We start from the raw sequence: 24,591 nt of genomic DNA, 5'->3' as shown, positions 1-24,591 counted from the left end.
CTGCTGGACCTGGCGGTCAACGCGCTGGACGAGGACGAGCACCTGCAGCGGCTGCGCGGGTTCGCGCAGGACTCGGGCGAGGGCCGGTGGACGGTGGAGGCGGCGATCGACAACGCGGTGCCGCTGCCGGCGATCACCGCGTCGCTGTTCGCGCGGTTCGCCTCCCGGCAGGAGGACTCGCCGCAGATGAAGATGATCGCGGCGCTGCGCAACCAGTTCGGCGGCCACGCCGTCGAGTCCGCGAAGTAGGGAGTCATGGGCGATCTCCTGCTCGTCCGGCACGGCGAGACCGAGTGGAGCAGGTCGGGGCAGCACACCAGCTGGACCGACCTGCCCCTCACCGCACACGGCGAGGAGCAGGCGAAGTCGCTCCAGCCGCTCTTCGCCGGGCGCTCCTGCGTCCTCGTGCTCACCAGCCCGCTCCGGCGTGCGATACGGACCGCCGAACTGGCCGGTCTGACCGGGGCCGTGGTCGACCCCGACCTGCACGAGTGGGACTACGGGGCGTACGAGGGCATAAGGACCGTCGACATCCACCGCACCCGTCCCGAGTGGTACCTGTGGAACGACGGGGTGCCGCCGGGTCCTGACGGGCACCCGGGCGAGTCGCCCGCCGAGGTGGGCGAGCGGGCCGACCGCGTGCTCGCGCACGCGGCGCGGTCGCTGGACGACGGTGACGTGGTGCTGGTGGCGCACTCGCACTTCCTGCGGGTGCTGACCGCGCGGCGGCTGGGGCTGCCCGCGTCGGACGGGCGCCTGTTCCGGCTGGACACGGCGACGGTGAGCCGGCTCTCGCTGGAGCACGGCCGTCCTGTCCTGGCGGAGTGGAACGCGAAGCCGTAGGTGGTGACGGGTCCGGTTCGTCTGCGGCCCCGGTGGGGGCTGGCCGCGCAGTTCCCCGCGCCCCTAAAAGCGAAAGACAGGGGCGCAGCCCCGTTTTTCAGGGGCGCGGGGAACTGCGCGGCCAGCCCCCACCGGGGCCGCAGACGAACCGGACCCGTCACCACCTACGGCTTCGCGTTCCACTCCGCCAGGACAGGACGGCCGTGCTCCAGCGAGAGCCGGCTCACCGTCGCCGTGTCCAGCCGGAGCAGGCGCCCGGCCGCCGCGGGCCCCACCGTCTCCGTGTAGCAGTGGCGGAACGCGCCGCCCGCCTCCCGGTCGTAGAGGATGCCGAGGTCGCGCAGCTCCTCCAGCTCCCCCTCCCCGAACTCGTACCTGGCCGCGAGGTCGTCGTAGTAGTTGGCGGGGATCGGCAGCAGCCGCCCGCCCGCCGCGCGGAACCGGCGCGCGGCGGCCACGACGTCGTCGGKGGCGAACGCGATGTGCTGGGCCCGCCCGCCCCCGTCGGCGTCCGGGGCCGGACCGACACCGAGGGCGATGCGGACGTTGCCGTCGGCATCGGTGACGGCGCGGCTGCGCAGCAGCCCGTACGGGTCGGCCACGTCCACGCTCTCCTGGGCGCCGAGCCCGAGCACACTGCGGTGGAAGAGGGTCGCCTCGTCGAACTGGTGCCACGGCTGGGTCAGCGCCAGGTGGTCGATGCGGCGCACAGCACCGGCGCCGGGCGCCGCCTGCCCCGTACCCCCGGTGGGCTCGAAGTCGCCCGTCCAGCTGGGGAGTCCGGGCCGGTCGGTGGCGCAGAAGAAGAGCTCCGTGCCGTCGGGCGCGGCGACCGCGTCCAGGAGGACGTCCTGCGGTGCGCGGCGGCGCGGCAGCACAGGGGCCAGCAGCGACTCGGCCCGCCGGGCCGCACCGCCCGGGTCGGGCGATTCGAGCCCGACGGCGGCGAGTTGCGTACCCTCGCGGCGGACCCCCGGGCCCGTGTTGAGCAGCACCCGGGCCTCGCCCTGCTGCCACAGATCCACCGGTTTGCCTCGGTGGCGGGCCGTGCGGGCGAAGCCGAGCGCTTCGAGGATCCCCGCGACCGGTTCGGCGTCGGGGGTGACCAGTTCGGCGAAGGCGACGCCGGTCGGCACGACGGGCGGCGGCGGTGCGGTGAGGCCGAGGGCCTCCTGCAGGACGAGGAGCGAGCGCAGCGCGTCGACGGCGGTGGGTCCCGCCTCGGCCTGCCGGAAGACGTCGTTGAAGACTTCCAGCGAGAGTGGCCCCCGGTACCCGGTCCGCAGCACCTGCCCGACGAGTCCGGCGACGTCGAAGCCGCCCTGGCCGGGGAAGCAGCGGTAGTGGCGGCTCCACTGCAGGACGTCCATCGCCATCAGCGGGGCGTCGGCCAGCTGCAGGAAGAAGATCTTCTCGCCGGGGATGTCCGCGATGCCCTTGGGGTCGGAGCCGCGGGCGAGGATGTGGAAGCTGTCCAGGCAGGTGCCGAGCGCCGGGTGGTCGGCGGCCTCGACGATGCGCCAGGCGTGGTCGTACGTGCTGACGTGCCGCCCCCAGGCCAGCGCCTCGTAGGCGACGCGGATGCCGGAACCGTCGGCCAGCTCGGCGAGCCGGCGCAGCTGGGAGGCGGCGAGCCCGTCGTCGTCCACGGCGAGCGGGGAGACGCTGGAGCAGACGAGGACGGTGTCCGCACCGAGCCGCCGCATGACCCGGAACTTGTGCGCGGCCCGGCGCAGGTTGCGCCGGAACTCCGCCTCCGGCACGCCCTCGATGTCGCGCATCGGCTGGTACAGGTCGATGCCCAGCCCGAGATCGGCGCACCGGGCCCGGACCTCCTCCGGCGCGAGCGAGCTGGCGAGCAGGTCGTTCTCGAAGACCTCCACCCCGTCGAACCCGGCCCGGGCGGCGGCGGTGAGCTTCTCGGTGAGCGCCCCGCTGAGGGAGACGGTGGCAATGGACGTACGCACGTGGACTACTCCTCCGGTTCACCTGCACGAACAGCTCGGGCCCGGGTCGCTCGGGGGCGCGGGGCTGTGACATGTGCGGCTCCGCCGCGTGGGCGCGCTCATCCCCGGACCCCGGCGGCGGCCACCAGTTCGGAGATGTCCCCGTGCATCCGCCCCACGTCCGGCTCCCGCCCCGTGAACAGCCGGAACGCGTCCGCCGCCTGGAACACCGCCATCCCGCCGCCGTCGAGCACCGCGCACCCCGCCTCCCGGGCGGTCCGCACCAGCTCGGTCTCCAGCGGCCGGTAGACGACCTCGGCCACCCACAGCCCGGGGCGCAGCAGCGCCCCCTCGAACGGCATCCCGGGGTGCGCGGCCATTCCCGTGGGCGTGGCGTGCACCACCCCGTCCGCCCGGGCGAGCAGGGCGGCGAGTCCCTGCGGGCCGCCGCCGGTCACCCGGCCGCCGCCGAACCGCCGGTCCAGCGCGGCGGCCAGGGCCGCCGCCCGCTCGGGCAGCGCGTCCACGACGGTGACGTGTCCCGCCCCGAGCGTGAGCAGCGCGTGCGCGACGGCGGCGCCCGCGCCTCCCGCGCCCACCTGCACCACCCGCTCCAGCGCGGCGTCGGGCAGCCCCCGGGCGAAGGACGCCGCGAACCCGGTGACGTCGGTGTTGTGCCCGACCGCCCGGCCCCCGTCGAAGACGACGGTGTTCACCGCCCCGAGCGCCTCGGCCTGCGGGGCGAGCGCGTCGAGGTGCTCGATGACGAGCTGCTTGCACGGGTGGGTGATGTTCAGCCCGTCGAAGCCGAGGTCGCGGGCGGCCCGCACCAGGTCCCCCACCGCGTCCGGCGCCCGGCCGAGCGCGTCGATGTCGATGAGCCGGTACAGGTAGCGCAGCCCCTGCCGGTCGGCCTCCCGCTCGTGCAGGGCGGGGCTGAGCGACGGCCCGACACCGGCGCCGATCAGCCCCACGAGATACGAGTCCTTGACCACGGCGACCACGGCGGACCTCCAGAGCGACTCACTAATGTACGAACTAGTACGTTAGCTATACCAGCATCCGGCGGGGACGGGAAGGCCCGGCGGCACACCCGCGGTTCCGCCGCGGCGTCTGCTTCTAGAATCTCGGACACCGCCGTCGCCGTCGGCCCGCCCGCCGCACCGCTCCCGCCCGAAGGAACCCGATGACCAGCGTCGAAGAACCGGCAAGGCCCAACGGCCGCATCCGTGACGCCGCCCGCACGAGGGCCGAGATCCTCGACGTGGCGACCCAGGAGTTCGCCCGGGCCGGCTACGACGGGGCCCGGGTCGACGAGATCGCCGCCCGCACCCGGACCACGAAGCGGATGATCTACTACTACTTCGGCGGCAAGGAACAGCTGTTCACGGCCGTGCTGGAACGGGCGTACGGGGTCATCCGCGAGGCCGAGCAGGAGCTCGACGTCGAGCACCTGGACCCGGTCGCGGCCATCAGGCGGCTGGCCGAGCTGACCTTCGACCACCACGAGGCGCACCCGGACTTCATCCGCCTGGTCAGCATCGAGAACATCCACGGCGCACAGCACATCGCGGCCTCCGGGGAGCTCGGGAAGATCGGCTCGCCCGCACTGGACGTGATCCGCCGCATCCTGGCGTCGGGGCGGGAGTCGGGCCTGTTCACGGCGGACGTGGACGCCGTGGACCTGCACGCGATGATCAGCTCGTTCTGCTTCTTCAGGGTCGCCAACCGGCACACCTTCGGCGCCCTGTTCGGACGCGACCTGGTCGACCCCGCGCAGCGCGAGCACTACCGCAGCATGCTGGGCGACATGGTCATCGCCTACCTGACGGCGGACCGCGCGCCCCGCTGAGCGCGGGCCCGGAACCGGACCCTGGGCGAAGGCCCCGAGCGAGGGCCTCGGGCAAAGGCCCCGAGCCAGGGTGCCGAGCGGGTGTCCCGCGCGGCTGCACGGCGGCGCGAGATCCTTCTGCGCGACCTCTTGACACCCGGAAGGCGTGGGCGCACCATCCGTAGCCAGCCACTGTTAACTATCCAGYGGGTTAATTAGCCGGGCCGTGCCCGGCACAGCCGTCCCGCCACCCCAGGGACGAGGCTCCCCTCCCCTCCGCTCACTCCGCCTGTGCCGGAGTTCCCCCGAAGGAGCACCGCCGTGTCCGTCCCCGCAGCACCCGCCGGCGCGCCGCCCGGTCAGCCGAAGAAGGCCGCGACCGCCGCCTGGATCGGCAGCGCGCTGGAGTACTACGACTTCTTCATCTACGGCAGCGCCGCCGCGCTGATCTTCCCCGAGGTCTTCTTCGACGAATCGGACCCGGCCACCGCGACCCTGCTGTCGCTGGCCACGTTCGGGGTGGCGTACGCGGCCCGTCCGGTCGGGGCGCTGTTCCTCGGGCACGTCGGCGACCGGCTCGGCCGCAAGAAGATCATGGTCTTCACCCTGGTCCTGATGGGCCTGTCGACCTTCCTCATCGGTTGTCTGCCGACCCGCGACCAGGTCGGCACCCTGGCGCCCGTGCTGCTGGTCCTGTGCCGGGTGCTGCAGGGCATATCGGCGGCGGGCGAGCAGGCCAGCGCCAACTCCATGTCGCTGGAGCACGCGCCGCCGGACCGGCGCGGCTTCTTCACCAGCTTCACGCTCAGCGGCACCCAGGGCGGCCAGCTCCTCGCCACCCTGGTGTTCATCCCGGTGGCCGCCCTGCCCGAGGACCAGTTGCTGTCCTGGGGCTGGCGGATCCCGTTCTGGATGAGCATCGCGGTCGCCGTGGCCGGGTACGTCATCCGCCGCACCCTGGAGGAGACGCCGACCTTCACCGAGCAGGCCGCCACCGAGGGGGTCGCGAAGATGCCGCTCGCGGTGCTGGCGCGCGAGCACTGGGCGGACGTCCTGCGGGTGGTCGCGGCCGCCTTGGTCGCCTCGGTCAGCACGATCTTCACGGTGTGGGCACTGGCGTACGCGACCAGCGACGCGGTCGGCATGGACCGTACGTCCATGCTCTGGGTGGGCGCGCTGGCCAACCTCGTCGCGCTGGGCGCGATCCCGCTGTGGGCCACCCTGTCCGACCGCATCGGGCGCCGCCCGGTCTTCCTGATCGGCGCCGCCGGCAGCGCCGTGCTGATGTTCCTCTACCTGTGGGCGATCTCCACGGGCTCCTACCCGCTGGTCCTGGTCCTGGGCATCGTCACCTTCGGGGTCGTCTACAGCGCCGCGAACGGCGTCTGGCCCTCCTTCTACGGCGAGATGTTCACCACCCGCGTCCGGCTGTCGGGCATGGCCGTCGGCACCCAGATCGGCTTCGCGGTGGCCGGTTTCGCGGTGACCTTCGCGGCGCGGATCGCCGGCCCGGACGGGGACGACTGGCTGTCGGTGGCCCTGTTCACGGCCGCGCTGTGCGTGCCCCCGGTCATCGCGGCGCTGACGGCCCGCGAGACGCACAGGACACCGACGGAGCGGCCGGCCCGCTCGCCCAGCCGCTCCGCCGGTGTCCTGTGCGTCTCGCGGGCCGTCCGCGCCGCGGGGTGGTCGGGAGCGGGGAGGTTACCGGTGGGGCGGTTACCGATGCGTGCGCGAGGGGTCAGACGCGGTGGCCCACCACGGCGTCCAGGTGGGGCAGGTCGTGGTCCAGGCGCTCCCGCTTGGTGCGCAGGTAGGTGATGTTGTCGTCGCAGGGCGGGATCAGCAGCGGCACCTGCGCGTCGACCCGGATGCCGTTGCGGACCAGCGCCTCGCGCTTGCGCGGGTTGTTGGAGAGCAGCCGCACCGAGCGGACCCCGAGGTCGTGCAGGATCTCCGCGCCCACGCCGTAGTCGCGGGCGTCCACGGGGAGCCCCAGCGCCAGGTTCGCCTCGACCGTGTCGAGCCCCTCCGCCTGGAGCTTCATCGCCTGCAGCTTGGCCAGCAGGCCGATGCCCCGGCCCTCGTGGCCGCGCAGGTAGATCAGGATGCCGCGGCCCTCCGCCGCTATCTCCCGCAGCGCGGTGGTGAGTTGTGGGCCGCACTCGCAGTGCCGGGACCCGAAAGCGTCGCCCGTCAGGCACTCGGAGTGCAGCCGGACCAGCATTCCCTCCTCCCTGATGTCACCGTGCACCAGAGCGACTTGCTCGTCCCCGCGGGTGCGGTCCAGGTAACCGACGGCCTGGAAATCACCGTGCACGGTGGGCAGCGGGGCATTCACGACCCGCTCGACACCTGAGGACTGGGACTTCCCGGCGAGGACGCCATCTATTTCTGTCATGATTCTGGTTCCTAAGCAGAGACGAAAGGTCGCGAGAACATGGTCGTTTCGGGCGGTTCGGAAACACGGCTCACGGCATCGGGGCCCTTGCCGAAGGACACCACGGAGGACGTACGGGCACGAGGTGCCGGTGTCGCCCGGCAGATCGCCGTGCTCCCCGTGGGCAGCTTCGAGCAGCACGGGGCGTATCTTCCGCTGACGACCGACACGCTGGTCGCGTGCGCCGTAGCCCGGGAGATAGCTGCCGCATTCCCCGTTCATCTCCTTCCTCCGGTGACGATCTCCTGCTCCCACGAACACGCGGCCTGGCCGGGAACGGTGAGCATTTCCTCCGTGACACTCCATGCGGTGGTGCGGGACATAGCCGATTCACTGCGCCGGTCGGGCGTCGACACCCTGGTGGTGGTCAACGGCCACGGCGGCAATTACGTGTTGGGCAATGTCGTCCAGGAATCCTCCGCCGCCGGCGCGCGAATGGCCCTGTTCCCGGCGGTCGAGGACTGGGAAGCGGCGCGGGAGGCGGCCGGGGTGGAGACCTCACTGCTCACCGATATGCATGCGGGTGAAATCGAGACCTCCATTCTCCTGCACACCGATCCGGAATTCCTCAAACCCGGGTACGAGACCTCCGACTTCGTCGCCGACGACCGCCGGCACCTGCTCTCCCTCGGCATGTCGGCCTATACCGGGTCCGGCGTCATAGGCCGTCCTTCGAAGGCGTCCGCGGAGAAGGGGAAGGAACTCCTGGCCTCGCTCGCCGATTCCTTCGGAGCGTACTTCTCCCTACTGACATCGGAGTCCGACGCCCCGGAGACCGGCGCCGCGGCGGCTGCCGGGCCGCCGGCCGTCGAGCCGCCGGCCGGTGCCACGCGCTGAGCCTCCGCGGCCTCCTCGCGCGGGCCGCGCAGTCCCCCGTACCAGCGGGCCACCAGGACGGCGGCCCCGGGCAGGCTCGCGGCGAAGCTGAGCACGCCGTAGACGACGGCGACGCCCAGACCCTGGGCCGCGCCCAGGCCCGCGGCGCCGAAGGCCCACGCGGTGACGCCCTCCCGCGGCCCCCAGCCGCCGACGTTCAGCGGCAGCCCCATGGCGATCAGGGCCAGCAGCGCCAGCGGCACCAACTCGGCGGCGGACGCGCCCGATCCGGCCACCCGGGCCGCGAGCAGGAACATCAGGACGTGTCCGGCGAGGACCACGACGGACGAGACCAGCACGCCCGGCCAGCTGCCGCGCGCCAGCAGCGCCCCGCGGGCCTCGGTGAGCGCGGTCCGCACCGCCCGGCCGCGGCGGGAGGCGCGCGGCGCCCTGTTCCTGCCGCGGACGGCGCCCGCGGTGACGATCCCGCAGAGTGAGACCGCGGCCAGCAGCACCACCAGGTGCCGGGTCTCGTCGAGGACCGGCGAGGGCTGGGTGAGCAGGACGGCCGCCCCGACCACGGCGAGGACCGCCTGGCCCGCGACGCGTTCGAGGACGACCGCGCGCACTCCGCGGCCTACGTCCCCGGCGCTCTGCCCGTGCCGTACGGCCCGGTGCACGTCGCCCAGTACGCCGCCGGGGAGCGCCGCGTTGAGGAACAGCGCGCGGTAGTAGTCCGCGACGGCCGCGGCGAGCGGCAGCCCGAGCCGCAGGCCCCGGGCGACCACGCACCAGCGCCAGGCGCTGAACACCGTGGTGAGCAGGCCGATGCCGAGCGCGGCAAGGAGCGTGGGGCCGTCGATGCGGCGCAGGCCGTCCAGGAAGACGCCGGTGCCCAGGCGCCAGGTCAGGACGGTGAGGATGACGACACCGGCGATCGTGCCGAAGTGGGTGCGCAGGAGCCGGGAGTCAAGGCGCGCGCGGACCCGGCCGAGCAGGCCGGCCCGCCGCGTCGTCCCGTCCGCCGCGCCACTCCCCGACGCCGCGACGTTCCCGGACGCCGCCGTCGGCTCCTCGTCCAGGGCGGACAGAGCGGCCTCGGTGCTCGCCGTGGCCTCGGTGACCGCGGTGGTCGCCGTGACCGTGGAGTCCGGGAAACGCTCCTGCGCCGTCACAGCCCCCGCGCCGCCCATCACACGCCTCCGGCCGGGCGCGCCAGTGCGAGCAGGTCGCTGTGGTGGACCACCACGTTCAGCTCCCCCGCCGCGCAGGCCGCCAGCCGCTCGTCGAGGTAGTCCGCCGCCCGGGCGGCCAGTTCGGGGCGCTGCTCGACGGCCGCGCCGACCCAGCCGCGCAGCCACTCCGCCGTCAGCGCCGACTCGTCCGGGCCGAGCCGCCAGGCGCTCGGGTGCACCCGTACCGTCGCGCCGTGCCGGGAGAAGGCGTCGCAGGCCGTGCTGAGCGCCTCCGGGCCGAGCAGGTCCCCGCGCCGCTGGTGGTCGTTGAACGCCTCGGTGATCTCGGCGTCCAGCGGGTGGGCCGGGGTGAGTTCGACCCGGCCGACCACCGAGAGGGTGAGGAGGGCGGGGCAGCCGGCTCCGGCGCAGGCCGCCGCCAGGGCCTCGATCTCGTCGGCGTCCAGCACGTCCAGCAGCGCGGAGGCCGTCACCAGCGAGGCACCGGCCAGGGCGTCGGCGGTCAGCCGGCCCACGTCGCCGCGCTGGGTCTCCACCGTGACCCGGCTGCCGTCGGCGGCCGAACGGGGCGACCCGACGGCGGCGAAGTGCAGCAGGTACGGGTCGCGGTCGTGCAGCACCCAGTGCTGGGGCCCGTCGAGCCGGGGCGCGAGCCACCGGCCCATGGACCCGGTGCCGCAGCCGAGGTCGTGGATGACGAACCCGCCGGACCTGCGCGGCAGGTTCGCGAGCCGGATCCGCAGGGGGTCGAGCAGCTCGGCGGCCCGCGCCGAGGCGTCGGCGCCCTCGCGCAGCTGGAGCCACTCGGGGGCGTACCGGGTGGTGTCGTCGGTGGCCTCGCCGCGGGTGCGGTCGCCGAGCCGAATCGTTCCTGTGTCCCTGGTCCCCGGACCTCCCGCCGGCGCCGTGTCCGTACCGGTGGTGTCCGTACCAGTGGTGTCCGTGCCGGTCGTGCCGCTCATGCCGCCCCCCTCCTTGCCTCGCTCTTCAGTCGCCCCAGCACACCCGACAGACTCCGGGCCGTGGCGGCCCAGCCTCCGAGGGACGCCCGGCGGGCGCGCGCGGCGGCCTTGAGGCGCCGGCGCACGTCGGGCTCGCCGAACCAGCCGCGCAGTTCCGCGGCGAGGGCCGCGGGGTTCTCCGGCGGTACGAGCAGGCCGGGGACCCCGCCGTCGGGGGCGCGCCCGACCGCCTCGGGCAGACCGCCGACGTCCGTGGCCAGCACGGGGATCCCGCGGGCCAGCGCCTCGGTGACGGCCATGCCGTACGTCTCCGCGTACGAGGTGAGGACCATCAGGTCGGCCGAGGCGTAGCTCGCGTCGAGCGCGGCGCCGGAGCGCGGCCCGGCGAGCTCCACGCGGTCGTCCAGGCCGTGCCGGGCGATCAGGGCCCGCAGTTCGGCCACGTACTCGGGGTCCTGGTTGAGGCCGCCGACCAGGACGCAGCTCCACCGCAGGTCGGTGATGGTGGCGAGGGCCTCCACGAGCCGGTGCTGGCCCTTGCGCGGGGTGACCGAGGCGACGCAGAGCAGCCGCGAGACGCCGTCGGTGCCGGGGGCCAGGGGCGCGATGTCGGCGCCGGGGGCCGCGACGTGGACGCGGTCGGGGGCGAGCCCGTGGTGCGCGACGAGCCGGCGGGCCGCCCAGTCGCTGGTGGCCACGACGGCCGGGACGGCGCGCAGGGTGTGGCGTTCGCGGGCGTCCAGGTCAGCGGCGCGTTCGGGCGCGAGGCCGACCTCGTCGCCGAGCGGCAGGTGCACCAGGACGACCAGCCGCAGCCGCTGGGCCTCCGGGATGATGATGTCGGGGACCGCGCAGGCGACGATCCCGTCGAGGAGGACGGGGGTGCCGTCGTCCAGTCCCGCGAGGGTGCGGGCCAGTTCGTCGCGGGCCGCGGCGGCCGGTTCGGGCCAGCTGCCGTCGATGGCGTGCTTGTGGACCTGCCAGCCGAAGCCGGGCAGGTCGAGGCTGACCCGGGCGTCGTAGACGTTGCCGCCGCTCGGCACGGTCGGGTCGTCGACCGCGCCGGGCATCACGAAGTGCAGGGCGCGCAGGGACATGGGGATGATGTCGGCGTACGGGTTCACAGGGCACGCTCGTAACTCGCCCAGGCGATGTGCGACTCGTGCAGGGTGACCGTGAGGCCGGTCAGGCCGCGGGCACCCTCGCCCAGCGCCCCCTTCTCGATGCGCTCGGCGAGGCGGTCGGCGACGACCTTCGCCAGGAACTCCGTCGAGGTGTTGGTGCCCGCGAACACCGGCTCGTCGTCGAGGTTGCGGTAGTTCATCTCGGCCACCACCTCCCCGAGTTCCCTGGTGGCCAGTCCGATGTCGACGACGATGTTGTCGTCGTCCAGCTCGGCGCGGCGGAACGTGGCGTCCACGAGGAACGTCGCTCCGTGCAGGCGCTGCGCGGGTCCGAAGACCTCTCCGCGGAAGCTGTGGGCGATCATCAGGTGATCGCGGACGGTGATGCTGAACAACGGACGACCCTCCAGGTGCGGTGCGTCTGACCCCTCTGCCGGGGCGTGCCGTGTAGTACGGCCGGTCCGTTCTCCGTGTTCAGGGGGTTCGGGTCGGAGTTTCGGACGGGTTTCCTCCGGCAGGGGCGTCAGAGGGACTAGTGGTGCGAACTCGGTCGTGGGGACGGGGATGTGGTCACCCGGTGTGCGGACGTGCCCGCCCGGCGGGTGGAGCCGCTCACCGGCTGCCGGTCCCGTACCGCACGAGGTGGCACATCGCCGTGGTCTCGCCGGCGGCGAGTGCCGCCATCGTCCCCGGCAGGTCCTCGAAGGCGCACTCGCCGGTGATCAGGGCGTCGAAGGCGGGATCGGCGAGGAGTTCGAGGGAGAGGGCGAGCCGGTCGGCGTAGGTGCGGCGGGCGCTCCTGGCCGGTGAGACGGTGCCGACCTGGCTGCTGCGGACGACGAGGCGGCGGGAGTGGAACGCCTCGCCGAGCGGCAGGCTCACCTTCCGGTCGCCGTACCAGCTCAGTTCGAGGACGGTCCCCTCCGGGGCGAGGAGTTCGAGCGCGCGGGAGAGGCCCGCCTCCGTGGCGCTCGCGTGGACGACGAGGTCGCGCTCGCCCGCGGCGTCCGCGGGGAGGGCGAAGTCGATGCCCAGCGCCCGTGCGAGCTCCTCGCGCGCCGGGTCGGCGTCGACCAGCTGGACGCGGACGGCGGGGTACCGGGCCAGGAGCGCGGCGACGCTCGCGCCGACCATGCCCGCGCCGACCACGGAGATCCGGTCGCCGATCAGGGGCGCCGCGTCCCACAGGGCGTTGACGGCGGTCTCCACGGTGCCGGCGAGCACGGCGCGCGAGGCGGGCACGTTCTCGGGCACGGGGGTGACGGCGCTCGCGGGGACGACGTAGCGGCTCTGGTGCGGATAGAGGCAGAACACGGTGCGCCCGACGAGGTCGGCGGGCCCCTCCTCCACCGTCCCGACGTTCAGGTAGCCGTACTTGACGGGTCCGGGGAAGTCGCCGTCCTGGAAGGGCGCCCGCATGGCGGCGTGCTGGCTCTCGGGGACCCCGCCGCGGAAGACGAGCGTCTCCGTCCCGCGGCTCACCCCCGAGAAGAGGGTGCGGACCAGGACCTCGCCCTCGGCGGGTTCGGGCAGGTGGACGTCCCGGAGTTCGCCGTGGCCGGGAGAGGCGAGCCAGAAGGCGCGGGCGGAGCGGTCCATTCGGCATCCTCCTGAGTGGTTCGGGTGAATCGGCTGGGCAGGACGGCTGAACGATCGGGCGACGGGCCACGTACCGACCTGTGCGAAGCCGCGCACAAGGTACGCGGCAATGATCGTCTCTGTCACCTGGCCGGAGGATGTGCGGTGGCCCTGAACAACACGTACGACGCGAGGCTCTTGCAGCAGGAGACGGCCGTGGGAGCGGGCGTGCAGCTGCTGCTGCTGGCCGTGCTCGGCACGGCCATAGGCCTGGGCCCCGCGGGCTGGCTCACCGGGCTGGCGTTCGGACTCGCGACCTGGGCGGTGCTCTCCCGCGCCCTGCACCGCTCGCGGCCCCGCTCCTTCGGAGCCGCCAACCGCGTGACGCTGGGCCGGGCGACGCTCGTCGGCGGGGTGACCGCCCTGGTCGCCGACTCCTTCCAGAGCCCGCCGCCGGTCACGGTGCTGGTCGCGCTCACCACGGTGGCCCTGATCCTCGACGCGGTCGACGGCAAGGTGGCCCGCCGCACCGGTTCCTCCACGGCGCTGGGCGCGCGCTTCGACATGGAGGTCGACGCGTTCCTGATCCTGGTGCTCAGCGTGTACGTCGCCGCGACGGTGGGGCCGTGGGCCCTGCTCATCGGCGGCATGCGGTACGCCTTCGTGGCCGCCGCCCGGTTCCTGCCGTGGCTGAACAACGCGCTCCCGCCGAGCACCGCCCGCAAGACCGTGGCCGCGCTCCAGGGCGTCCTGCTGCTGCTCGCCGGCTCCGGGATCCTCCCGTACGCCCTGACGTTCGGGGTGGTCGCCCTGGCCCTGGCCCTGCTGACCTGGTCGTTCGGCCGGGACATCGGGTGGCTGTGGCGCGAGCGCGGCGGCTCCGCCGGGTCCGAGGTGGCTCCGGCTCCGGCCGCGGTTCCGGCTCGGGTTCCGGCTCAGGCCGCGGTTCCGGCCCCGGCTCGGGTTCCGGCCGAGTCGGTTCGCCTGCGCGAGGCCGCGGCGGTCGGCGCCCCGTAAGGGGCGCGGGGAACTGCGCGACCAGCCACACACGGCCCGCAGCCGACGTCGTACATCGGCTGCGGCAGGTGGGGGCCGAGCGCGCAGTTCCCCGCGCCCCTTGGGTGGGAATCCCTCAGGCGATCCTGTCCAGTTCCGCGATCTCCTCGGGCGGCAGGACGAGGTCGGCCGCCGCGATGTTCTCCCGCAGGTGCGCCCGCGAGGACGTGCCCGGGATGAGGACGATCGTCTCCGAGCGCTGGAGCAGCCACGCCAGCGCGACCTGCTGCGGCGAGGCCCCCACGCGGGCGGCGACGTCCGTCAGGGTCTGCGACTGCAGCGGGGTGAAGCCGCCCAGCGGGAAGAACGGGGCGAACGCGATCCCCTCCGCCGCGCACCGCTCGACGAGTGCGTCGTCCTGCCGGTTGGCCAGGTTGTACAGGTTCTGCACGGTGACGACCGGCGCGATGACCTGCGCCTCGGTCAGCTGGACGTCGGAGACGGAGCTGAGCCCCAGGTGCCGGATCAGCCCCTGCTGCCGCAGCTCCGCCAGCGCCCCGAACTGCTCGGCCAGCGGCTCCTCGTCGGGGCCGTCGACGGTGCCGAAGCGCAGGTTCACCACGTCGAGCGCGTCCAGGCCGAGGTGCTGGAGGTTCTCCCGGACCTGGGCCTTGAGGTCCTCGGGGTCCCGGACCAGGTTCCAGGAGCCGTCGTCGCCCCGGCGGGCGCCGACCTTGGTCACGATGTGCAGGCCGTCCGGGTAGGGGTGCAGGGCCTCCTTGATGATCTCGTTGACCACGACCGGCCCGTAGAAGTCGCTGGTGTCGATGTGGGTGATGCCCCGCTCGACGGCCTCCCGCAGGACCGCCACGGCCTCGTCGCGGTCCTTGGGCGGCCCGAACACATTGGGGCCGGCCAGTTGCATGGCGCCGTACCCCATGCGGGTGAGGGTCAGGCCGTCGGCCGGGGTGAGCGTGCCGCCGGGGACCGTGCCTGTCACGTCCGTCATGGTGATGCCTCTCGGTGCTTCTCGGTGTTCACGGTGTTTCGCGTACGGCCCTCCCGGAGGATCCGGAGGGCTACGTCCTGCCCTCGACCCTGCGCCGGGCCGGGCGCGGACGGCAGTACCCCGCTGTTCCTGGGAGTGACAGGGACAGTCACCCGCGCGGGGACGGAACTACGGTGGAGACATGAACGGCACGAACGTCCTGGGAGAGTTCCTGCGCGCCCGCCGGGCGCTGGTGCGGCCGGAGGACGCCGGGATCCGCGGCGGGGGCCTGCGGCGCGTACCGGGTCTGCGCCGCGAGGAGGTCGCGATGCTCGCGGGCATCAGCGCCGACTACTACCTGCGCCTGGAGCAGGGCCGCGACCGCAACCCGTCGATGCAGGTCCTGGAGGCGCTGGCGGACGTCCTGGGGCTGGACGCCGACGCCACCGCGCACCTGGTCGGCCTGGCGCAGGCCCGCCCCTCCCGGGCCCACCGGCAGGGCTCCGGCGCGGAGCGGGGACGGTCCCTACGGGCGTCCCGGGCAGTGCCGCCGGACGTCCTGCAGCTCATGGAGGGGTGGCCGGACAACCCGGCCTACGTCGAGGACAGGTTCACCGACGTGCTCGCCTCCAACGCCCTGGCCAGGGCGCTGTCCCCGAACCACGCCCCCGGTTCCAACATCCTGCGGGCCGTCCTGCTGGACGAGGCGGAGCGGGAGCTGCGCCGGGACTGGAAGGAGCTGACCGAGGCGGGGATCGCCGCCCTGCGGGCCAACGTCGGGCCCGACGTCGACGACCCCCGGCTGGTGGAGCTGGTGGGTGAGCTGTCCGTACGCAGCGACCACTTCCGGCGGCTGTGGGGGCGGCACGAGGTGCACCCCAAGCAGTCCCGGATCCTGCGGCTGCGCCATCCGAAGGTCGGCGACTTCGAGCTGCAGGCCACCAAGCTGGGCATCGTCGGCGCGGACGGCCTCACCCTCAAGGTCTTCCACGCCGCGCCGGGCAGCCGGGACGCCGAACTGCTCGCGATACTGGGCAGCTTGACGGCTTCCGACACGGCCCCGGACCACGCCGCCCCGGACCGCCCGGGCCCGGGCTCCGGCTCCGGCTCCGGCTCCGGCTCCGGCTCCGGCTCCGGCTCCGGCTCCGGCTCCGGCTCCGGCTCCGGCTCCGGGGACCATCGGCCGGCCGACGAGCGGTAGCGGTAGCGGTCCCCGGACGCCGGACACGTCAGCCCCGTACGCCGGGGGCGAGCGGCGCGGTCCGCGGGTCCTGGTGCGCCGGGTCGCCGTCGTCGTCACCGGTGGCCCGCGGCACGCCCGTCATCCCGCGCACGTGCCGCACCGGGACGAGCAGCGCCGCCAGTGCCGCGGCCAGGCACAGCAGGGCCAGCAGCGTGAATCCGTGCGTGTAGCCCGCGGCTTCGGGCAGGCCCGAGGACTGCAGGTGCCCCGTCACCAGGACACTGGTCACCGCGGCGCCGATGGAGCCGCCGATGGTGCGGATGTTGGCGTTCATGCCGGTCGCCGCGCCGGTCTGCTCGGGCGGGACGCTGCCCACGATCAGGTTGGCCATCGAGGCGAACGCCAGGCCGATGCCGAGGCCGAACACCCCGGACACGAAGGCGACCTGCCACTGTTCGTCGTGCCACAGGGCGAGGAACCCGCAGGCGACCGCACCGAGCGCGGCGCCGGTCGTGAGCAGCCGCTTCGCGCCGACGACGGGCTCCAGCCGGCCGCTGAGGACGCCCGAGAGGAACATCGCGACCAGCATCGGCAGCATGAGCAGCCCGGAGGCGGTCACGCTCGCGCCGAACCCGTACCCGGCGGAGCGGGGCGTCTGGACGAAGGCGGGCAGGAAGGACCAGATCGAGTACATGCCCGCGCCGAACAGCAGCGCGGCGGCGTTGGTGGTCCACACGGCGGGCAGCCGCATGACCTTCAGGTCGATCAGCGGCGAGCGGGAGCGCGCCTCGGCGAGCAGCCACAGGACGAAGAGGACGACGGCCGCGGCGAACAGGCCGACCACCCGTGCCGAGCCCCAGCCCCACCGGGTCGCCTGGCTGAGCGGCAGGAGCAGGGCGACCAGCCACGCCGACAGCAGGACCGCGCCGAGCCAGTTCACGCTGCCCTCAGCGCGCCGGGGCGACTCGGGGACGTAGCGCAGGGCGATCAGCGTGGTGACCGCGACGACGCCGACGGGCAGCCAGAACAGCCACCGGTAGTCGAGCGCGCTCACGATGGGTCCGGCCGCGACGATGCCGACACCGCCGCCGGCCGCGATGACGGCGGACAGGTTGCTGATGCTGGGGCTCACCCGGGCCGCGTCGAACTCGTCCCGGATGATGCCGAACGACAGCGGGAACAGCGCGCCGCCCGCGCCCTGCACGACGCGGGCGAGGATCAGTACGCCGATGGTCGGGGCGAGCGCCGCGATCAGACAGCCCACCAGCACGGTCACCAGGACCGCGACCAGGGTGCGCTTCTTGCCGATCAGGTCACCGACCCGGCCGAGGATCGGGGTGAAGACCGAGGCGGACAGCAGGTAGGCGGTCATCACCCAGGTCGCGGTGGACTGCGAGGTGTGCAGTTCGTGCTGGACGGTCGGCAGGGCCGGCGCGATCAGCGACTGGAGCATGGAGAAGACGCCCGCACCGGTCGCGAGGACCGCGAAGGTGAGGCGGGTGGACTTGCGGGGCATGGAGAAGCCTCTCCGAACTGATGGCGGCCGGAGCCCCGGCCCACGGGCGTACGGGTCCTGCGCGTGCCGGAGCGGCACGCGGACAGGGCACGGCGGCGGCCGTGGGGGCGGGGTCCCCCGTTCGGGCACGGCCGGGAGCGGCCGGCGGGAGCGAGGGAGGTCGCGGAAGGTGTCAGGGAGTGTCAGGAGTGTCGGGGAGCCGGGCGGTGCGCCCGGCGTAGGACCCGCACGGTCGATACGGGCCGTACGGAGGCGGGGCGGCGTCGCCGCGACGGCGCGTGCGGCCGCACGCGTCCCCGGTGGACGCACCCCCGCACTGCTAAAGTGGAGGTACCCCTCCACTGTAGCGGAGGCCTACCTCCGCTTCAACCTCGTACCGCCTCCGGGAGGCAGCAGTGACCGACCGGTCGTTCCCCGTCAGCGAGATCGTCGCGACCCGGCGACCGCACCGAAAGGACGCGGCGCGCAACTACGACGCGCTGCTCGCCGCGGCGCGCGAGGCCTTCGCGGAGCAGGGCGCGGAGGCGTCCCTGGAGGACATCGCCCGCCGGGCGGGCGTCGGCATCGGCACGCTGTACCGCAACTTCCCCACCCGCAGGCACCTCTTCGAGAGCCTCTACGCGGACGAGGTCGCGGCCCTGTGCCGGGCCGCCGACGAGGTCGCCGGCCTCGCACCGTGGGAGGCGCTGACCACGTGGCTGGGCCGCTTCGCCGGCTACATGACGACCAAGCGGGCCGTGCGGGAGGCGCTCGACGGCGAGTCGGAGATCTTCGCCGCCTGCCGCGACTCGATGTACGCGGCCGGCACCCCGCTGTTCGAGCGGGCGCAGCGGGCCGGCGAGGCACGCACCGACATGGACTTCGTCGACCTGCTGCGGATGGTCGCGGGCGTCACCGGGACGACGTTCGACGACGACGCGCAGCGCGAGCGGGTCCTGTCCATCGCTCTCGACGGCGTACGCGTCACGCGCTGACCGGCGGCCCTCCGCTCCGTCCCCGTACCCGTCCCCGTACCCGTCCCGGTCTCCGCCCGTGCCCCGTCTCCGCTTCCGCCCCGTCCCTCCTCCCTGCGGAGGATGCCTCGACGGAGGAGACCGGCGGCGGGCGTTCCTCCCCAGGCCAGAGGGGCGGCCGCGGCGGCCCGTCTACCGTGGGGCCATGGATGTGATGGACTCGTTCGCGGGACGGCGGGTGCCCCGGACCGTCACCGACGCGGGTCTGGCCCTGCTGTTCACGGTGGGGGCGTTCGCCCCGCTCGGGCCGATGCCGCCCGACGCGCCCGCGCTGCGCACCCCGGACGTCCTGTTCGTCGTGCTCGCCCTGCTGTCCGCGGTACCGCTGGCCGTCCACCGGCGGTTCCCGCTGCCGGTCCTGCTGGTCATGGCGGCGGCGGTGGCCGTGCTCCAGGCCCGGGACTACGTCCCGCACCTGTCGGGTCCGCAGGGCACCTCCATCGGGCCCGTCCACCTCGCCGTGGCCACGGCCGTCCTGCTGACCGCCCTGCGGGGCACGCCCAGGACGGCCACCGTGGTCGCGGCCGCGGTCATCCCGGTCACGGCCGCCACCGAGGCGCTCCTCGCCCCGGCCGGCCACCGTGTCACCGCGCTGCTGGCGGACGTCGTCCTGCTGGTCGCGGCGTGGGCGCTCGGCCGGCTCACCCGGGCGCGCGCCGCCATCCGCGACCAGGCCCTGGAGCGGGCCGCGGCGCTGGAACGCGCGCAGGAGGCCAACGCCCGGGCCGCCGTCATGGAGGAGCGGGCCAGGATCGCCCGCGAACTGCACGACATCGTCGCCCACAATGTCAGCCTCATGGTCGTCCAGACGATCGCCGCCGACCGGGTCCAGGACCGCGACGGCGCCAAGGCCCACGAGCTGCACGGCACCATCGAGGAGACCGGCCGGGCCACCGTCACCGAACTGCGCAGGCTGCTCGACGTCCTGCGCACGGCGGACGAGACGGACACCGACCCGAACAGGGAACCTCCGCAGCCCACCGTCGAGGCCGTTCCCGCGCTGGTGGACTCGGTGCGCGCGACGGGCCTCACCGTCGACTTCACGACGACCGGGACGCCCGCCGAACTGCCGGCCGGCTCCCACCTGACCGTCTACCGCGTCGTGCAGGAGGCCCTCACCAACACGCTCAAGCACGCCGGCCACACCCGCACCGATCTCACGCTGGCCTGGGAGCCGGGGCACCGGCGGCTCGTCGTCCGGGTCTGCGACGACGGCCCCCGGGCGGACGAGGAGCCGTCACCGCGGCCGCCCGCCCTCGCCGACGGCGGCGGTCACGGCCTGGTCGGCATGCGCGAACGCGTCGCCGCCGTGGGCGGTTCCCTGTCCACCGGCCCGCGGCCGGGCGGCGGCTACTGCGTCCACGCGGTGGTGCCGCTGCCGGGCCTTCCCGCCGCCCCGCACGACGACCCAGTACAGGACGACCCCGTACAGGACGACCCGGCGCACGACGACCCGGCGCACCGGGGCCATGACCTCCGCCCCGACCTCGACCACCACCTACGCCACGAAGGGCACCCCCCGCATGCACGCCATCCGCGTCCTGCTGGTCGATGACCAGCCCATGATCCGGACGGGATTCCGGCTCATCCTCGAAGCAGAACCGGACATCGAGGTCGTGGGCGAGGCGCCGGACGGCGCCGGGGCCGTCGAGCGTGCCCGGTCCCTGTGCCCGGACATCGTCCTGATGGACATCCGGATGCCGCACATGGACGGTGTCGAGGCCACGCGCCGCATCGTGGCGGAGGGCCTGCCGAGCCGCGTCGTCATCCTGACCACCTTCGACCTGGACGCCCACGTGGTGGACGCCCTGCGCGCGGGGGCCAGCGCCTTCCTCGTCAAGGACGGCCCCGCCGACTCGCTCGTCGACGCCATCCGCACGGTGGCCGCCGGCGACTCCGTGCTCTCGCCGCGCGTCACCCACAGCCTGCTCGACCGCTTCGCCCACCTCGGCGCGCCCGCGGCCCCGGACGTGCCGTCCCGCCTCGGCGCCCTCACCGGCCGCGAGGTCGACGTCCTGCGCGCCCTGAGCCGCGGGCTGTCCAACGCCGAGATCGCGCTCGAACTGGGCGTGGGCGAGACGACGGTCAAGACCCACATCGCGCACATCCTGGAGAAGTACGGGCTGCGCGACAGGGTGCAGGCGGTCATCCTGGCGTACGACTGCGGGCTGGTGGTCCCACGCGGCCGCCGGTGAACCGCGCAGGGGTCAGTACTCCAGCTCGGGACGCAGACGGAGCGGTCCGCCGACGGTGTGGAGGTGTTTCAGCACCTGGGCGTACGAGTCCAGGAGGGTCGTCTCGTGGTACGCGATGCCGTGCCGGGCGCAGAAGGCGCGGACGATTTCCTGGGCGTGGCGCAGGCCGGGCCGCGGCATGGACGGGAACAGGTGGTGCTCGATCTGGTAGTTCAGCCCGCCGAGCGCCAGGTCGGTGAGCCGGTGGCCGCGGATGTTGCGTGACGTCAGGACCTGCCGGCGCAGGAAGTCGACCTTGTCGTCCTTGCCGAACAGGGCCATGCCCTTGTGGTTGGGGGCGAACGAGCACCCCATGTACAGGCCGAAGAGCCCTTGGTGCACGAGGAGGAAGGCCACCGCCTGCAGGGGTGTCAGGACCAGGAACAGAGCGGCCGTGTAACCGGCGAGGTGCGTCGTCAGCATGGCGGCCTCGGCCAGCATGGTGGCTCGCCCGGTGCGCCTGCCGGTGCCGTCGATCGTCGCCCGTACTCCGGCGACGTGCAGGGCGAGTCCCTCCAGCAGCAGCATGGGGAAGAACAGCCAGGCCTGGTGGCGGCCCAGCCAGGCGTACGCTCCCCGGCGGACGCGGGCCTGGTCCTCGGTGAACGCGATCGCGCCGTCGGCGATGTCGGGGTCGCGGTCGACGTGGTTGGGGTGGGAGTGGTGCCGAGTGTGCTTGTCGATCCACCAGCCGTAGCTGAGCCCGACCAGCAGGTCGGCGTGGACGCGGCCGAGCACGTTGTTGACCCGCTTGGAGGCGGCGATCTGGTGGTGGCCGGCGTCGTGCCCGATGAAGGCGGTCTGGGTGAACATCACCGCGAGGAACGCGGCGGTCACCAGCTGCCACCACGACTCCCCGATCAGGGCGAACGCGGTCCATCCGGCGGCCAGCAGGAGCAGGTTCGTACCGATCTTGACCGAGTAGTAGACCGGACGGCGCCTGAGCAGCCCGCTCTGCCTCACCTCGCGGGAGAGCGCGGCGTAGTCGCTGCCGCGGCGGGCGGGCGCGGGATCCGTCGCGCGGGCGGAGCCCGCCGCGACGGTGGCAGGGGTGTCGACGGCTTCAGTGGTCACGTGTTTCCTCCAGGGGTGCGTGCGCGCCGGCGACAGGACGGGCGCCGGGCGCCGTGGACACCCCGGGGCGGATTCGCGCGCACGAACCCGCCGCGGGAGGGGTGCGGCCTCAGAGTGCGCGGACCTGCTCGGCCTGCGGGCCCTTGGGGCCCTGACCGGCGGTGAACTCCACCTTCTGGTCCTCCTCCAGCGAGCGGAAACCCTCGCTGTCGATGGCCGATTGGTGGACGAAGACGTCGGCGCCGCCCTCGTCGGGGACGATGAAGCCGAACCCCTTCTCCGCGTTGAACCACTTCACTGTTCCACGAGCCATGGGACGTCTCCTTCGGGATGCCTTCAAGATGTCTTCGAGAGGGCGGGCTGATCGGAGGGCGCGCGTTCGCGCGGCTCCGGGCTGCCGGTCGCCTGCCGTCGAAGAGAACCCCCGGAAACGGCACAGCGCCCGCTGTCGGAACTCCGCGGGCGCTTTCACGTTCGCAAACTTCAACCACAACCACTGTCCACAACGTCCGGTGTGCCGGACAAGTTCCCACCTGCTCCCGGAGGCCGGAGCCGGGAGCGGGAGGGAGTACGGTTGCGTCACCGGGCGCACCCCGTACGCCGCCATCCGTCGCGGCGTCGCTCCCGGAGAACGGCAGAGAGCGGCCAGGGCCGGCAGACGTCGGACGCGGCCGGAAATGAGCCGCCCGATGTCTCCTGGCTCCTCCCTTCCCACCGCCTCCCGCGCCCTCTTCCGCGCCTGATGCCGACGGACCGGCCCCACCCGACCACGGAGGACACGGGACACATGTATTCACAGGACGCCATCTCCGGACACCGCCGGGAACGGAGCGAACCGAGTGCCGAGATGCTGGCGGGACTGGCCTGCCTGATGTGCGGCACCGACTACCGCAAGGCCGCCGGTCCCACCGCCGTCGTGGTCTCCCACCATGCCGGCGCCCAGCTGCTCGCCTGTCACGGGACGTGCGCGCGCATGGCCTGCGGATCGGTCGACGGCCTCGACGAGACGCCCCTCCCGCTGGAGGAGCGCGTGCGCGGTCACCGCGGTGACCGCCACTGAGCCCACGCACGGCTCACCACGCACCACGCACCACGCACCACGACAACCAAATACATGAACGAGATAGAAGGACGCGCATGAGTCTGCTGAGTCTCGGAGTACTTGCCTCCTCCCTCAAGGAGAACGAGTTCCGGCTGCCGCTGCATCCCGGTCACCTCGACCGGATCGCACCCGACGTACGCGCGAAGATGTTCCTGGAGGAGGGCTACGGCGACCGCTTCGGCGTCGGTGACGACGCACTGCGTCCGCTGGTGGCCGGACTGCGCCCCCGCGAACGGCTCCTGGCCGAGTGCGATGTGCTGCTGCTGCCCAAGCCGACGCACGAGGACGTCGCCCACCTGCGCGAAGGCCAGGTGCTGTGGGGCTGGCCGCACTGCGTGCAGGACGAGCGGATGACCCAGCTCGGGATCGACCGGCGGCTGACCCTCATCGCCTGGGAAGCCATGAACCACTGGACCTCCACGGGCGCCTTCAGCGTTCACGTGTTCCACAAGAACAACGAACTCGCCGGCTACTCCTCCGTGTTGCAGGCCCTGCAGCTCGGCGGACTGACCGGCAGCTACGGCCGTCGGATGCGCGCTGTCGTCATCAGTTTCGGCGCCACGGCACGCGGGGCCGTCACCGGCCTCGGCGCCATGGGTGTCTCCGACGTCACGGTGCTGACCCAGCGGGCCGCCGCAGCGGTGGCATCCCCGATGCCGTCGGTCGTGATGAACCACTTCGCGGAGCGGGCGGACGATCCGTCCCGTCTGGAGGCGCTCACGGGGTCGGGAACCATGCCGCTCGCGGAGTACCTGGCCGGGTTCGACATCGTCGTCAACTGCATACGGCAGGACACCGACGCGCCCCTGACGTTCGTCACCGACGAGGAGCTCGCCCTGTTCCGGCCGGGAACCTTCTTCGTCGACGTCTCCTGCGACGAGGGAATGGGCTTCGCCTGGGCCCGCCCGACCACCTTCGGGGACCCGATGCCCACGGTGGGCAACGGCTGCCATTACTACGGGGTGGACCACAGCCCGTCGTACCTGTGGAACTCGGCGACGTGGGAGATCAGTGAGGCGCTCCTGCCGTACCTGCGCAAGGTCATGAGCGGCCCCGCGTCCTGGGACGGTGACGCGACGGTCAGGAAGGCCGTCGAGATCCGCGACGGAGTCGTCCTGAACCCCAAGATCCTCTCCTTCCAGAACCGGCCGGCCGAGTACCCGCACGCTCTCCGGACCGCGGCCGCCGTTCCGGGGCCGGCCCCCTCCCCGCAGCCGGTCTGACCGTCACCACTCCCCGGGGGGGGGTGGCGTCACCGGACGGTCGTACCGTAGTTGCGCGAAGCGGGTCCGGGCCCGCTTCGCGCCCCACTTCGAGGCACCGCCCTCGGAGGTCCGGAGGTGGCGAGCCCCGCGCCCCCTGCTTGCGCTGCCGCACGAAGGCCGGTGCCTCGGTGCCGTCGAGGGTCCGGCAGCCCTTGCGCGGGTCGGCGCCGGAGTCCGCGATCAGGCAGGTGGTACCCGGTCCGTCCTGCGGCCGGTCCGGGAGCGCGCCGGTGCCGGACCCCTGGTCCGGTCTGGTGCCGGCTCGCCCGTACGCGCCCGTGCAGGAGACGGCCGGCACGGCGAGGGCGGTCCGTCAGCGGCGGCCCGTCAGTCGCGGCGCCTTGCGGACCGGGCCGGGCGACGCGGATCCCCGTCGTCCCAGGCCACCCACTGGTTGCCACTTGAACGTTTCCTTCACCCCTGCCGACGCCCGGCCTAACGTGTCCGCGTGACCCAACTCACTCCGCCCCAGGCCTACTTACCC

22 protein-coding genes and 2 pseudogenes are annotated in these 24,591 nt (G+C 73.4%); 12 read left to right on the top strand and 12 right to left on the bottom strand.

The annotated features are described in order from the left end of the window. A pseudogene (locus FGF04_RS10585) lies at positions 1 to 249 on the top strand (6-phosphogluconate dehydrogenase); the annotation flags it as partial. A 6-nt stretch (positions 250 to 255) separates the two neighbouring features. Continuing rightward, on the top strand, positions 256 to 843 hold the full coding sequence (locus FGF04_RS10580) for a histidine phosphatase family protein (RefSeq protein WP_149511027.1): 588 nt from the start codon (positions 256 to 258) through the stop codon (positions 841 to 843). 164 nt (positions 844 to 1,007) lie between these two features. Here FGF04_RS10580 and FGF04_RS10575 read toward each other — a convergent pair whose 3' ends face one another. Further along, a complete protein-coding gene (locus tag FGF04_RS10575; protein ID WP_149511026.1) occupies positions 1,008 to 2,810 on the bottom strand; it encodes a sugar phosphate isomerase/epimerase and 4-hydroxyphenylpyruvate domain-containing protein in 1,803 nt (600 codons plus the stop codon). A gap of 98 nt (positions 2,811 to 2,908) precedes the next feature. After that, the gene (locus FGF04_RS10570; RefSeq protein ID WP_149511032.1) at positions 2,909 to 3,784 is read right to left on the bottom strand and encodes a shikimate dehydrogenase; all 876 of its coding nucleotides are present in this window, start codon (positions 3,782 to 3,784) and stop codon (positions 2,909 to 2,911) included. A 191-nt stretch (positions 3,785 to 3,975) separates the two neighbouring features. Between FGF04_RS10570 and FGF04_RS10565 the strand changes: the two genes are divergently transcribed. Further along, complete coding sequence (locus FGF04_RS10565) at positions 3,976 to 4,641, top strand: TetR/AcrR family transcriptional regulator (protein ID WP_149511025.1); 666 nt, start codon at positions 3,976 to 3,978, stop codon at positions 4,639 to 4,641. Positions 4,642 to 4,941: 300 nt separating this feature from the next. Continuing rightward, positions 4,942 to 6,441: an MFS transporter gene (locus FGF04_RS10560; RefSeq protein ID WP_235882275.1), complete on the top strand. Its 1,500-nt coding sequence runs from the start codon at positions 4,942 to 4,944 to the stop codon at positions 6,439 to 6,441. Here FGF04_RS10560 and ribA read toward each other — a convergent pair. Beyond that, on the bottom strand, positions 6,362 to 7,021 hold the full coding sequence (gene ribA, locus FGF04_RS10555; protein WP_149511024.1) for a GTP cyclohydrolase II: 660 nt from the start codon (positions 7,019 to 7,021) through the stop codon (positions 6,362 to 6,364). The two genes, FGF04_RS10560 and ribA, sit on opposite strands and share 80 nt — an antisense overlap. Before the next feature lie 39 nt (positions 7,022 to 7,060). Here ribA and FGF04_RS10550 point away from each other — a divergent pair, with 39 nt between their 5' ends. Next, positions 7,061 to 7,897 (top strand): creatininase family protein, encoded by an 837-nt coding sequence (locus tag FGF04_RS10550; RefSeq protein ID WP_149511023.1) that lies wholly within the window; start codon positions 7,061 to 7,063, stop codon positions 7,895 to 7,897. Positions 7,898 to 8,028: 131 nt separating this feature from the next. Here FGF04_RS10550 and FGF04_RS40960 read toward each other — a convergent pair. The 5 genes and pseudogenes from FGF04_RS40960 to FGF04_RS10525 all read right to left on the bottom strand — a co-directional run. Continuing rightward, positions 8,029 to 9,069: pseudogene (locus tag FGF04_RS40960) on the bottom strand (lysylphosphatidylglycerol synthase transmembrane domain-containing protein); the annotation flags it as partial. Further along, complete coding sequence (locus FGF04_RS10540) at positions 9,069 to 10,034, bottom strand: class I SAM-dependent methyltransferase (protein WP_149511021.1); 966 nt, start codon at positions 10,032 to 10,034, stop codon at positions 9,069 to 9,071. The gene FGF04_RS10540 and the pseudogene FGF04_RS40960, both read right to left, overlap by 1 nt. Beyond that, on the bottom strand, positions 10,031 to 11,131 hold the full coding sequence (locus tag FGF04_RS10535; RefSeq protein WP_149511031.1) for a glycosyltransferase family 4 protein: 1,101 nt from the start codon (positions 11,129 to 11,131) through the stop codon (positions 10,031 to 10,033). Before FGF04_RS10535 ends, FGF04_RS10540 begins: the two co-directional genes overlap by 4 nt. Positions 11,132 to 11,154: 23 nt before the next feature. Further along, entirely contained in the window at positions 11,155 to 11,553 is a 399-nt protein-coding gene (locus FGF04_RS10530; RefSeq protein ID WP_149511020.1) for a 6-pyruvoyl trahydropterin synthase family protein, read from the bottom strand. Between the two features lie 217 nt (positions 11,554 to 11,770). Beyond that, positions 11,771 to 12,757 (bottom strand): MDR/zinc-dependent alcohol dehydrogenase-like family protein, encoded by a 987-nt coding sequence (locus FGF04_RS10525; RefSeq protein WP_149511019.1) that lies wholly within the window; start codon positions 12,755 to 12,757, stop codon positions 11,771 to 11,773. Between the two features lie 144 nt (positions 12,758 to 12,901). Here FGF04_RS10525 and FGF04_RS10520 point away from each other — a divergent pair, with 144 nt between their 5' ends. Next, positions 12,902 to 13,753 carry a CDP-alcohol phosphatidyltransferase family protein gene (locus FGF04_RS10520; protein WP_149511018.1) on the top strand — a complete coding sequence of 284 codons (852 nt, stop codon included), beginning with the start codon at positions 12,902 to 12,904 and terminating at the stop codon, positions 13,751 to 13,753. Between the two features lie 115 nt (positions 13,754 to 13,868). On the opposite strand, the gene FGF04_RS10515 is transcribed toward FGF04_RS10520, so the two are convergent. Next, positions 13,869 to 14,741 carry an oxidoreductase gene (locus FGF04_RS10515; RefSeq protein WP_149511017.1) on the bottom strand — a complete coding sequence of 291 codons (873 nt, stop codon included), beginning with the start codon at positions 14,739 to 14,741 and terminating at the stop codon, positions 13,869 to 13,871. Between the two features lie 181 nt (positions 14,742 to 14,922). On the opposite strand from FGF04_RS10515, the gene FGF04_RS10510 reads away from it, so the two are divergent. Then, complete coding sequence (locus FGF04_RS10510; RefSeq protein WP_149511016.1) at positions 14,923 to 15,921, top strand: helix-turn-helix domain-containing protein; 999 nt, start codon at positions 14,923 to 14,925, stop codon at positions 15,919 to 15,921. A 28-nt stretch (positions 15,922 to 15,949) separates the two neighbouring features. On the opposite strand, the gene FGF04_RS10505 is transcribed toward FGF04_RS10510, so the two are convergent. Then, positions 15,950 to 17,419 carry an MFS transporter gene (locus FGF04_RS10505; protein WP_149511015.1) on the bottom strand — a complete coding sequence of 490 codons (1,470 nt, stop codon included), beginning with the start codon at positions 17,417 to 17,419 and terminating at the stop codon, positions 15,950 to 15,952. A gap of 395 nt (positions 17,420 to 17,814) precedes the next feature. Between FGF04_RS10505 and FGF04_RS10500 the strand changes: the two genes are divergently transcribed. The 3 genes from FGF04_RS10500 (at position 17,815) to FGF04_RS10490 (ending at position 20,627) form a co-directional block, all read left to right on the top strand. Beyond that, positions 17,815 to 18,393: a TetR/AcrR family transcriptional regulator gene (locus FGF04_RS10500; protein WP_149511014.1), complete on the top strand. Its 579-nt coding sequence runs from the start codon at positions 17,815 to 17,817 to the stop codon at positions 18,391 to 18,393. Positions 18,394 to 18,577: 184 nt separating this feature from the next. Continuing rightward, positions 18,578 to 19,987, top strand: coding sequence for a sensor histidine kinase (locus FGF04_RS10495; protein WP_149511013.1), 1,410 nt, complete (start codon positions 18,578 to 18,580; stop codon positions 19,985 to 19,987). Then, the gene (locus tag FGF04_RS10490; protein ID WP_149511030.1) at positions 19,956 to 20,627 is read left to right on the top strand and encodes a response regulator; all 672 of its coding nucleotides are present in this window, start codon (positions 19,956 to 19,958) and stop codon (positions 20,625 to 20,627) included. The genes FGF04_RS10495 and FGF04_RS10490 overlap by 32 nt, the downstream gene beginning before the upstream one ends. A gap of 12 nt (positions 20,628 to 20,639) precedes the next feature. Here the strand turns inward: FGF04_RS10490 and FGF04_RS10485 are convergent, their stop codons facing one another. After that, positions 20,640 to 21,740 carry a fatty acid desaturase family protein gene (locus FGF04_RS10485; protein WP_149511012.1) on the bottom strand — a complete coding sequence of 367 codons (1,101 nt, stop codon included), beginning with the start codon at positions 21,738 to 21,740 and terminating at the stop codon, positions 20,640 to 20,642. A 109-nt stretch (positions 21,741 to 21,849) separates the two neighbouring features. Beyond that, entirely contained in the window at positions 21,850 to 22,053 is a 204-nt protein-coding gene (locus tag FGF04_RS10480; RefSeq protein WP_149511011.1) for a cold-shock protein, read from the bottom strand. A 474-nt stretch (positions 22,054 to 22,527) separates the two neighbouring features. Between FGF04_RS10480 and FGF04_RS10475 the strand changes: the two genes are divergently transcribed. Both FGF04_RS10475 and FGF04_RS10470 read left to right on the top strand, forming a co-directional pair. Continuing rightward, positions 22,528 to 22,800: a hypothetical protein gene (locus FGF04_RS10475; protein ID WP_149511010.1), complete on the top strand. Its 273-nt coding sequence runs from the start codon at positions 22,528 to 22,530 to the stop codon at positions 22,798 to 22,800. 77 nt (positions 22,801 to 22,877) lie between these two features. After that, positions 22,878 to 24,065, top strand: a complete 1,188-nt coding sequence (locus FGF04_RS10470; RefSeq protein ID WP_149511009.1) for a N(5)-(carboxyethyl)ornithine synthase — start codon at positions 22,878 to 22,880, stop codon at positions 24,063 to 24,065. Positions 24,066 to 24,591: the final 526 nt, after the last annotated feature.

Source organism: Streptomyces apricus, from assembly GCF_008369065.1.
Classification (GTDB): Bacteria; Actinomycetota; Actinomycetes; order Streptomycetales; family Streptomycetaceae; genus Streptomyces; species Streptomyces apricus.
The sequence above is the reverse complement of the archived record's forward strand: the minus strand, read 5'-3'. Positions and strand labels throughout refer to the sequence as shown.